The following is a 10,173-nucleotide window of genomic DNA, read 5'->3' on the forward strand; positions in this document are numbered from 1 at the left end:
CTGGAAACCGCCTGCTGGTTGGTTAAAACCGTTGGGTTGACTGAGTGGCGGGGTTGGTTTGAGCCATTTCCGGGGCTGCGGCCCGATGGGCGTCCGGGGCGGGCCGATTTCAGCCCGTGGACGAATCACTGGCCCGATCCGGCGAAAACCCCGGAATTGGCCGAAATCCGTATCGGTGGTTATTTGCCGGATAACCGGCTCGGCGGATGCCATTTGGTTCAGGACGATGATGGGGCGGTGCGTTGGTTCGCGTTTGCCGAGAGGCGATTCGACGGGGCTGTGATCAAACAGGTTGAGAAGATTCCCGCCTACCGGGTCTTGCAGCGCCAAGACGCGGAGCGGCGTTTTTTTAGCAAGGGCCATGTGCCGGATTGGTTAAAAAAACAGGAAAAATCCGGCAGGTTGGAATTAGTGGAATATTGGCGGGGCGACACGCTTTTGGCGTGGCTGGTGGTGGATGCTAATAAGGGGGTAAAGCCATGATCCGTGGAAAAATTAAGAAATATTTTAGCGATAGGGAATACGGTTGGATCGAAGCTTTAGACATCCCCGAACAAGAATTTAGCTTTCAACTTCGTGACTGTGAAGGGTGGGTTCCTTATCGCCACGCGGACTGCGAATTTGTAATCCACACAAACCCAAACAGCGGTAAACAGTTCGCGAGGACTGTCCGCCCCTTGGAAGGGCACAGAAAATATCCAAGACCGGCTCAGCCTATCGAACAGGCAGCGCCGCCGACGCCCCGACAATCTGTCTCCAATTCCGACGGCAATCCTTATCACTTCGCCGACATCGACCTAACCCTAGCGGTTACCGACGCGCCCATCTGGCATAACGGGGAAGATGCTCAAGATCGCCACACCGGCAAACTCCGCATTTCTCTTCGTGCCTTGACGCCGATATTGGTGGGAGCCACGCAATATAAGCTCAAAGAGGCTTGCCCAGGAATCAAGCCTGATGGGGTAAATGGCGACAAAAATATCCTGCAACCTTTCCGGCTTACGGACGATGTGCGCCGGGTTGCTTTATCGGGAAAGTCCCTTAACGGTATGATCCGTCACAGCCTCGGCGCGTTACTATCGGCCCCCATGGAGCGGGTGGCGGAGCGGGTATACTCATATCGACCAGCTTTGGCCCCAACTTCACGGCCAACAGACCGGCTTCGCTTATTACCAGCCGTTATCGACGGGTGGAAAAATAGTGGCGAACTCCGGGTCAAGATTTTGCGGGATATTCAATATGTTTACTTTTCTCGGGGAGATGCCATCGAAAGTCGATGTGAGGCGCTCAAACAAGCCAATAATTTAGGAATAAACATTAATTTGGAAAATGCCGACGCCTATTCTGCCAAGGGATTTAAGCAATATTTTGAAGAAGTTTCGAATGCCACATTGGGAAACGGCCAGATTTTTTCATATGTGGGCGGTATTGATTCCTGTGGTGAGCTACATAAGCAATTCCGGGATAACCCCGATGCGCATTTACACAAATTTGTCGCTATTTCCACAAATGACTTAAACGATGCGGAAAAGAAACTCATTGGCCAACCTTGCATAGACCACTACCTCGCCAGTCTGGAGCAACTAGCAGATGATAAAACTGGCCATTTGATGAAAGGGCACCCCTTGCTCCACGGCGACGGTTCCGACGCAATGATTCATAAAATTCAAAAAGCGCTCAAACAGCAAGCCGACTTATGGCGAGACCGCTCCCCCGCACTCAAGAACCAACTCATATACGTCGAAGTAGACCAAAACTTTGAAATCCGCAGCTTCGGCCACAATTTCCACTACCGCTGGCGCCATGTGGATTCCGTGCGCCTACATCACGGACAACCCCGCGCCATCCTTCGGCCACTCGATAGCGAGTCCACGTCGGGGGATAAGGACAACACTCCCCCCGCCCAACTTTCCGGTGCCCGCCTATTCTGCGGCTACGTTTCCCGGCGCGAAGACTCGAATCCGGGGCAAGAAAGCGGCAGCGACAACATCGGCACGGGCCGCCATCAGCGTTTGAAAGGCCGCATCGGCTGCGGCTTCGCGGTCGAGCATTTAAAAGACGGCAAGTTGTCCGATCAACAGCGTTTTCTGCCCGGCACGGAAAACAGCCGCTTCCTTGTCCCCCTCAAAACGCTGGGTATGCCGCGCCCCAGTGCCGTGGAGCATTACCTCCGCCAGCCGGACGCCGCCACCATCAAGGCTAAACGTCACGGCGATGGCGCGGGACTCCTGACCTATGGCGACTTACCCGGCGACGCCGCGGACACGCCGGGCGAACTGGCCGGGCGGAAGTTCTACCGCCACCAGCCGGACGCGGCGAATCCAGAAAAGCACGAAGATTGTTTCATCGACAAAGCCAAAATTGCTGACACCCAATCCACCCTGGCCCGCTTCATCAGCCAACCCGGCACGGAATTCCGCTTCACCCTGGATTTCCAGGACTTGCGGGATTGGGAGTTGGGGGCGTTGTTGGTCACGGTGTTTCCGGCGGTCTACTTCTCGCCGCTGGTGGAAAAGCTGGCGGCGGATGAAACACAGGGCGCGGCCATCCATGACTTGCAAGTCAAACTGGCCCGCTTGGCGGAAAAAGCCTCGGAGAAAGACCAGCCAACCTTGGCCCACAAGCTGGGTTATGGGCGACCGTTGGGGTTGGGCAGCGTAGCCTTGTGCCTGGATCGCGTGGACCTATTGACGGAAGACAGCGGGCGTCCCGCATTGAGCGAAACCAAAGGGGGCGACTTCGATGCCAGCCTCTATATCGAAGCGTTTGCGGGGAAGCTGCTGAGATTCTCGAACCCGATAGATTTATCCCGCCACTTGGAACGTTGGGCGGCGGTGCATCGTTATGCCGGATTGACGCGGGCAGCTTACCGGACGGCCCGGACCACCGAGAATCATCAGACGGTCTGGCGGATCTACGCCCATCACACCGACATTCGCAAAGGCCACATGAAAGGGCGCCGCCAACAGACGAACCAGCCGGGCCGGGATAAACGCGCCCTGCCCGAACCCAACCTGAACGGCCTACTGGAAACCTGAGAAGCTGTCTGGCAAAAGAAAATCGGGTAGAGTCAAGCCCCCCTTTTCTTGAGAGAGACCCCCCCGGGATGAGCTATTCGAGTGACCTTAGCGAAGCGGAATGGGCACTGATCGAACACCATTTCCAACCGAAGGACCGGCGTGGGAATGCCAGCAAGCATCCCCGTAAGCGGATCGTGGACGCGATCCTGTACGTCGCCGAAGGCGGCATCAAATGGCGGATGCTGCCCAAGGACTTCCCGCCGTGGCAGACCGTCTATGAGCATTTCAACCGGTGGTGCAAGACCGGCGTGTGGGAGGCGGCCTTGGACGAGGTGAACCGGCATCGTCGAAAAAAAAGGGCCGGGCCGCCCAGCCCAGCTACGGGATCATCGACTCGCAGAGCGTCAAGACCCAGTACGGCAGCGAGGACCGGGGCATCGACGGCGGCAAGCGGGTGAAGGGCCACAAGCGGCACATCGTCGTGGACATCCTGGGCCAACTGCTTCACGTCCAGGTTCATGCCGCCAACATGGGGTAGACCCAACAGTCGTGTCATAGCCCGCCAAATCGGTTCTCCCCCCTTGGGGAGGCCTCGCTCACCGCCATAATCCCTCGAACCGACTGCCCACCACCCGAGTGTAGTGAACCGTGTGCTTCGGATCGCGATGGCCGAGGTAATCCTGGATCAGGCGAAGATCGTAGCCCTTGTTGGCGAGATAGAAGCCGCAGGAGTGGCGCAGCATATGCGGATGCACTGGGGGCAGTTGGGCGCGCTCCGCTGCTGCAGCAATCAGGTAGTTCACCGACTGGCGGGTCAGCGGCTGGCCCCGCTCCGAAATGAAGAGCCACGGCAAGGCATCGCTGCGGAGTGCCAGATAGCGCTTCATGGCCCGCAGTTCGTCGCCGGCGATGGGATGCTCCACGGCCAGGCCGTTCTTGAGGCGCCGCACCCACAGCCGCGCCCGGTCGAGATCGACCTCGCCGCGACGGAGGCCGATGGCTTCGCTAACGCGAAGACCATGGCGAAACATCGTCAGCATCAGGAGATAGTCGCGAATGCCATGCCGCCCCGCCTTGGCAGCCGTCAGCAAGGCTCCTAATTCGGCCTCGCTGAGGAAATCCTTGCCGCGCTCGTGGGCATCCGTGGCCTCGCAGGCGCCACTTTTTACAATTGGCCGGTCGGGGGAGGGGGTCTTGTCCATCGGAATGCCTTGATTTGCCTCTCGCAAGTATCGTCCACTTTTTACAAAATACCGGTTTTGTCAAAAATCGGCCGCTTTCCGCCGACGCTGGAATTCCCCTCATGAAGCCTACGCCGCCGGGTGCCCCTGCGCCGGAAGCCGGGTGGCTGACGCCGACCGAACAAGACCTTGTCCAAGCCAGGCACCCCGCCAATCGGTTGGGTTTTGCGTTACTGCTGCTGTTCTTTCGTCAGTACGGTCGGTTCCCCCACACACTAGGCGACATCGATCAGGCGCAGAAGGAAATCCTGGTCCGCCAGCTCGGCCTTCCGGAAGACGCCCCTCAACGCATCGAACTGTCGCCTCGGACCCAGGAGCGATATCAATCGGAGATCCGGGCCTGGTTCGGATTCCGCAAGGCCACGCTGGCCGACGCCGGGTCGTTGGAGACCTGGCTGTGTGAACATGCGGCCACCGTCGGCGCGGACCCGGGAGCCCTGCGGGCCGGGCTGGTCGCCCGCTGCCGGGAACAGGCGATCGAACCGCCTTCGGAGGATCGTCAGGATCGTCTCGTCGGCACCGCCCTTCGCGCTCATGAAGAGCGCCTGTATGCCGGTATCCTGGCGCGCTTGGCACCGGAGACGCGAGCCCGTCTGGAAGCGCTGTTGCGGCCCGACCCCGAGGCCCCGGACGCCGCTTCCCCGGATGCGCCATCGGAATCGGCGGCGGGCACCGCGCCCGCCGTGCTGTTGTGGCTGCGCCGCGATCCGGGCCGACCCAGCCTGGCCAGTGTCGAGCAGGAGCTGGCCAAGCTCGCCTTGGTCCGCGGGATCGACCTGCCCGCCGACCTGTTCAAGGCCTGGCTTCCGCACGATCTGGACCGGTACCGCCGGCGGGTCGCTGTGGAGGCGCCCCATGAGTTGCGCCGCCATCCCGAGCCCGCTCGGTTGGCGTGGCTGGCGGCCTATGTGCAGTGGCGCGGCCAGACCTTGGTGGACGGCTTGGTCGATCTGCTCACCGAGACCATCCATCGGATTGGCGCGCGAGCGGAGCGCCGGGTGGAACGGGAACTGCTCGACGACCTGAAGCGGGTCTCGGGCAAGCAGAACCTGCTGTTCGAACTGGCCGGCGCCGCCTTGGACCGGCCGGACGGGATCGTGCGCGAGGTGGTCTTCCCGGTGGTGAGCGAACAGACCCTGCGGGACCTGGTCAAGGAGTGGAAGAGCACCGGCCCCCGCTATCGGACCACGTTGCGCACCGTCATCCGGAACTCCTACAAGGGCCATTACCGGCGGATGGTCCCCAAAATCCTGGACGCCCTGGAATTCCGGTCGAACAACCAGGCTCATCAGCCGATCATCCGAGCCCTGGACCTCCTCAAGTGCTATGCCGACCGGTCGGCGCACCGCTTCCCAACCGGCGAGGACGTGCCGCTGGACGGCATCGTCGCCGGCCTCTGGCGGGAGGCGGTCCAGGAAAAGGACGGCAAGGGGCGGCTGCGGGTCAACCGGGTCACCTATGAAATCTGTGTCCTGGAAGCCTTGCGGGACGGCATCCGCTGCAAGGAAATCTGGGCGGTCGGCGCCCAGCGCTACCGCAACCCCGACGAGGACCTGCCGGTCGACTTCGACACCCAGCGCGGACGGTACTATCAGGCGCTGAACCTGCCGTTGGACGCGGAGACGTTCATCGCCACGCTCCAGGCGGAAATGCGGGAGGCCCTTGGGACCCTCGATCGCGGACTCCCCGGCAACCGCGGGGTCCGGATCGGCGAGGCGCAGGGGGGCCGGATCACCGTCACGCCCTTCGATCCGCTGCCCGATCCGCCCAACCTCCTGGCCCTCAAGGCGGAGATCGCCGCCACCTGGCCCATGACCGGCCTGCTCGACATGATCAAGGAAACCGATCTGCGGCTGAACTTCACCGCGGCGCTGAAGAGCCCGACGACGTACGAAACCCTGGAACGGGCCGTGCTCCAGCCCCGCCTGTTGCTCTGCCTGCACGGGCTGGGCACCAATGCCGGCCTGCAGCGCATGGCCGGGCGCCATGTCGGAGTGACCCACAAGGATTTGGCCTACGTACGGCACCGCTACATCACGGTCGAAGCGCTCCGCCAGGCCATCGCTCTCGTGACCGACGGGACCCTGCGCGCCCGCCACCCGGAGATCTGGGGCCAGGGGACCACCAGCTGCGCCTCCGATTCCAAGCACTTCGGCGCCTTCGACCAAAACCTGACCACCCAGTGGCATGCCCGCTACGGGGGCCGCGGCATCATGATCTACTGGCACGTCGAGCGGAAATCCCTGTGCATTCACTCCCAGCTCAAGTCGCCGTCCTCCTCCGAAGTGGCGTCCATGATCGAGGGGGTGGTCCATCACTGCACCGAGATGGAGGTGGACCGGCAGTACGTGGATTCGCACGGGCAGAGCACGGTGGCCTTCGCCTTCTGCCGGTTGCTGGGCTTCCTGCTCATGCCCCGCCTGAAGGCGATCCCCACCCAGAAGCTGTCCCGCCCGGACGTGGGCCAGCCGGACGCTTATCCCAACCTACAGCCAATCCTGACCAAGCCCATCGACTGGGACCTGATCCGCCAGCAGTACGACGAGATGGTCAAATACGCCACCGCGGTCCGGCAGGGCACCGCCGAGACCGAGGCCATCCTCCGGCGCTTCACCAAGACCAATGTCCAGCATCCCACCTACAAGGCCTTCGCCCAGTTGGGCAAGGCGGTGAAGACCCTCTTCCTGTGCCAATACCTGCATAGCGAGGCTCTGCGCCGGGAAATCAATGCCGGGCTGAACGTCGTGGAGCACTGGAACGGCGCCACCGACTTCGTCTTCTTCGCCCGCCGGGGCGAGCTGGCGAGCAATCGCCGCGAGGACCACGAGGTCAGCATGCTGGCCCTGCACCTGCTCCAGAACTGCCTGATCTACATCAACACCCTGATGCTGCAGCGGGTGCTGGCCCAGCCGCACTGGGCGGGACGGCTCACCCCGCGCGACCTCAGCGCCTTGACCCCGCTGTTCTGGGATCACATCAACCCCTACGGCCGCTACGACCTGGACATGGAGACCCGGCTGCTTCTCGATTGATCGATTTGGCGGCCTATGACACGACTGTTGGGTCTACCCCTATACATGGGCGCGATAAACAAGCCCCATCATTTCGGCCCAAATATCCCCGCCGGAGGCGTTCAAAAAACGTGTGAGCGAAGCGAATGCCGCCTTTCTTTTGGCTTGACGGCTCTGCCAAAATGAGTTATCAAAGATTGATAATTTTTTCGTATGAGGAATCCCCCCATGCCATCCAGTTACGCTATCGGCGAACACTTTGAGGGCTTCATCCGTTCCCAACTCGACAGCGGGCGTTACGCCAGCGCCAGCGAGGTCGTCCGCGACGCCTTGCGCCTTTTGGAGGAACAGGAGGAATTGCGCCGCATCCATGTTGAACAGATTCGCAGGCAAGTCCAGGAGGGCCGCGACAGCGGGGCCAGCATCCCCGCCGAAATGGTTTTCGACCGCTTGACCGCCAAGTATCAAGCCATGCTTGAGAAACCCTGATGCGGTGCGCTTTCGCCCCCGCCGCCGACCTCGATCTTGAGGACATCGGCGATTATATCGCCCGCGACAATCCGGCGCGGGCGCTAAGCTTTATCGCCGAGATTCGGGCAAGGTGTTTTCAAATCCCGCAATTCCCCCTTGCCGCCCGTTTGCGGGAGGAATTTGGGGAGGGTATTCGGATTATCCCGTTTGGCCGCTACCTGATTTTCTACACCGTTTTGCCCCATGAAATCAGGATCGAGCGCGTTTTGCACGGTTCCCGCAATATCGACGAAAGCTTTTTCACCCATTGAACCGCTTTTCGATTGCCGCCCCTCAGGGTGAAGGCATAGGATTCCAGACACGAAAAAAAGCCGCCCCCCAACCAAGAGTAAGCGGCCTTTTCATCACTTCGGGCAGTTTGGAGCGTCCCCGCTTGAACTGCACGGCCAAGATAACAAAACCCCCAACCAAAGGGAAGGCCGAAAATGAGCAACGCGCAGCCCAAGCCGGAAAGCATTAGAGAGTACCTGTCAAGTACCTTAGAGAAAACCCCATGGGTTCCCGCATGATGTACGAATTATGCGAGAAACACGGGATTGACCTTGAAAGCCCTTGGCCCCCGCAGTTTCCCGAAAGCGAACGCAGCGCCGCCCCCAAAGCCCCAACGAAACCGACAGCAGCGCCAGCCAAGCCGCTAGCTAAGGTTATTCAATTTCCCCTGCTTTTGACTGATGACACCCGCGCCGTGTCAAATCCCTTGATACGTTCCGCCCTGTTCGCCGCGATCCAAGGGAAAGACCGGCAATTACTCAATGATTGCGAGATTGCGACCGTTGACGGTTGGAAGGTTATCTTTTCCGGCGAACAGTTCAACCAAGACGACAAGGACACGTTTATTCAAATCGTGTTCATGGTACGGCATAGGCCATTCGGGGAATATGTCGTAATTCCCGCCCACGCCCTTTTAAAAGGCTTGGGACGCAGCACAGGCGGCGACCATCACCAGCAGCTTAAGGACGAAATAGAAAGGCTTGTTAAAGGAACCTTGAAAATTATAGGAAAGGATTGTGATTATATTGGGCACTTAATTGATGACGCGATTCAGGATAAAACAAGTAAACATTGGATTATCCGACTAAACCCCAAATTTGCCGCCCTGTTTACGGAAAGCAGTTATACGGTTATCAATTGGGAGCAGCGGAAGAAGCTTAAGCGCAAAGACCTTGCCAGATGGTTGCAGCTTGAACTTGCCAGCCACGCCGCGCCATTTCCGCGAGGTGTGGAGTATTACCGAGAGAAGAGCGGCAGCCGCACCGCCCGCTTGGGCGACTTCCGCAAGAAGCTACGCACCGCCCTTGATGACCTCAAGGCCAACGGCGACATAAACGGATGGGCAATCGACGCCGCCGACCTTGTGCATATTGAACGGACACCCGCCCCAACCCAAGGCAGGCACCTAGCCAAAAAATAGACACGGCTTACGAGTCCCGCAGGCACGGCTTACGAGTCCCGCACCAGTAATTTTTTTTGGTTTTTTCATGTTGAAAATCAATATCTTACGAGAAAGTCGGATTTTGCCTAATCCTCTTCTAATCCATTTATAATCTTTTCCTAAATCCGCGCACGCACGCACGCACACAGGCACCCCCAGCGCTTGCGGTCAGCACCGGAAGAATGCGGAGTGCTTCGCACAATTTTTTTTGAAGGGTGGGGGCTGTCTGCCCCCACACCCCCGAGGAATGTTTTTTGCCGAACTGATGGGCAGAAGGAAAAAAGAAAAACGGTTTTTAGGGCGCGAGGATGGGCACCAAGGCGGGAAGCTTCCCGCCGCGCTACGACAGCGCCAGAGCGGCCAGCCTTGAACCGCAGAGGGCAGGAGCCAAGGGAGAACACGGGTTTTTAATATCTCATCCGGTAAGATTGGGCTATGATCGCCACCAAGCGCCCCGCGATTGTCCAAGACCCTGCCGATTGGGAGGCCGGATTGGCGGGCGGGAAACCCGCCCCGCACCCACGGGCCGGAACCCTTGGGTATTCGTCCGGCCTGATCGAGGGCAAGGCCTACCGCGCCATTCCCCCCGAGCAGCGCAAAAACCACTTTCGGACCCCAAACCCGACCCCATCTAAAACCCTCTAGGATGCCCGCAGAGAGGCCGCGCCTTTTTCGGCTACTACCCCACCACCACCACCAGAAAAACGCGCCAGCGGCCAAAAAAACCGCCTTCCTGAATGCATTTTTTTAGGCTCTGCCCTATCCGTTGCCGGATAGGGTGGACCTTGCCGCTTATCAGGGGCCAGCTCACGAAACGGAAAATATCGTACGCTAAGGCTCGGCCGGCTTCCGGAGCGGGCGGAACCGGCCCTGTTCGACCGGCTTGCTCTGCCGCCAGAGGTAGTCGCCGGTCAGGCCGATATGCTCCCACCCCAGCG

General features: G+C 59.8%; 9 protein-coding genes and 1 pseudogene. 9 read left to right on the plus strand and 1 reads right to left on the minus strand.

From position 1 onward, the window contains the following. The 4 genes and pseudogenes from ACXWUF_RS11780 to ACXWUF_RS11795 all read left to right on the plus strand — a co-directional run. Positions 1–483, plus strand: a 483-nt coding sequence (locus tag ACXWUF_RS11780) for a hypothetical protein (protein ID WP_458503278.1), incomplete at its 5' end; no start/stop codon positions are given. Beyond that, the gene (locus ACXWUF_RS11785) at positions 480–3,038 is read left to right on the plus strand and encodes a TIGR03986 family type III CRISPR-associated RAMP protein (RefSeq protein WP_458503279.1); all 2,559 of its coding nucleotides are present in this window, start codon (positions 480–482) and stop codon (positions 3,036–3,038) included. The genes ACXWUF_RS11780 and ACXWUF_RS11785, both read left to right, overlap by 4 nt. Before the next feature lie 68 nt (positions 3,039–3,106). Further along, positions 3,107–3,280: pseudogene (locus tag ACXWUF_RS11790) on the plus strand (transposase); the annotation flags it as partial. 50 nt (positions 3,281–3,330) lie between these two features. Then, positions 3,331–3,558, plus strand: a complete 228-nt coding sequence (locus tag ACXWUF_RS11795; protein WP_458503280.1) for a transposase — start codon at positions 3,331–3,333, stop codon at positions 3,556–3,558. A gap of 58 nt (positions 3,559–3,616) precedes the next feature. Here ACXWUF_RS11795 and ACXWUF_RS11800 read toward each other — a convergent pair whose 3' ends face one another. Next, positions 3,617–4,222 carry a tyrosine-type recombinase/integrase gene (locus tag ACXWUF_RS11800; RefSeq protein WP_458503281.1) on the minus strand — a complete coding sequence of 202 codons (606 nt, stop codon included), beginning with the start codon at positions 4,220–4,222 and terminating at the stop codon, positions 3,617–3,619. Between the two features lie 101 nt (positions 4,223–4,323). Here ACXWUF_RS11800 and ACXWUF_RS11805 point away from each other — a divergent pair, with 101 nt between their 5' ends. The 5 genes from ACXWUF_RS11805 to ACXWUF_RS11825 all read left to right on the plus strand — a co-directional run bounded on the left by ACXWUF_RS11805 (position 4,324) and on the right by ACXWUF_RS11825 (position 9,880). Then, the gene (locus ACXWUF_RS11805; protein WP_458503282.1) at positions 4,324–7,293 is read left to right on the plus strand and encodes a Tn3 family transposase; all 2,970 of its coding nucleotides are present in this window, start codon (positions 4,324–4,326) and stop codon (positions 7,291–7,293) included. Positions 7,294–7,500: 207 nt separating this feature from the next. After that, a complete protein-coding gene (locus tag ACXWUF_RS11810; RefSeq protein ID WP_458503283.1) occupies positions 7,501–7,761 on the plus strand; it encodes a type II toxin-antitoxin system ParD family antitoxin in 261 nt (86 codons plus the stop codon). Beyond that, on the plus strand, positions 7,761–8,054 hold the full coding sequence (locus tag ACXWUF_RS11815; RefSeq protein WP_458503284.1) for a type II toxin-antitoxin system RelE/ParE family toxin: 294 nt from the start codon (positions 7,761–7,763) through the stop codon (positions 8,052–8,054). Before ACXWUF_RS11810 ends, ACXWUF_RS11815 begins: the two co-directional genes overlap by 1 nt. 254 nt (positions 8,055–8,308) lie before the next feature. Further along, complete coding sequence (gene trfA / locus ACXWUF_RS11820; protein WP_458503285.1) at positions 8,309–9,214, plus strand: plasmid replication initiator TrfA; 906 nt, start codon at positions 8,309–8,311, stop codon at positions 9,212–9,214. 456 nt (positions 9,215–9,670) lie between these two features. Beyond that, the gene (locus tag ACXWUF_RS11825) at positions 9,671–9,880 is read left to right on the plus strand and encodes a hypothetical protein (RefSeq protein WP_458503286.1); all 210 of its coding nucleotides are present in this window, start codon (positions 9,671–9,673) and stop codon (positions 9,878–9,880) included. The last annotated feature ends 293 nt before the right edge of the window (positions 9,881–10,173 follow it).

It is taken from the genome of Methylomagnum sp. (genome assembly GCF_054333355.1).

Bases quoted from the DNA above. Each gene is read 5' to 3' on its own strand.
- ACXWUF_RS11785 (WP_458503279.1), top strand. From the start codon at position 480: ATGATCCGTGGAAAAATTAAGAAATATTTTAGCGATAGGGAATACGGT.
- ACXWUF_RS11800 (WP_458503281.1), bottom strand. From the start codon at position 4,222: ATGGACAAGACCCCCTCCCCCGACCGGCCAATTGTAAAAAGTGGCGCC.
- ACXWUF_RS11805 (WP_458503282.1), top strand. From the start codon at position 4,324: ATGAAGCCTACGCCGCCGGGTGCCCCTGCGCCGGAAGCCGGGTGGCTG.
- ACXWUF_RS11810 (WP_458503283.1), top strand. From the start codon at position 7,501: ATGCCATCCAGTTACGCTATCGGCGAACACTTTGAGGGCTTCATCCGT.
- ACXWUF_RS11815 (WP_458503284.1), top strand. From the start codon at position 7,761: ATGCGGTGCGCTTTCGCCCCCGCCGCCGACCTCGATCTTGAGGACATC.
- trfA (WP_458503285.1), top strand. From the start codon at position 8,309: ATGATGTACGAATTATGCGAGAAACACGGGATTGACCTTGAAAGCCCT.
- ACXWUF_RS11825 (WP_458503286.1), top strand. From the start codon at position 9,671: ATGATCGCCACCAAGCGCCCCGCGATTGTCCAAGACCCTGCCGATTGG.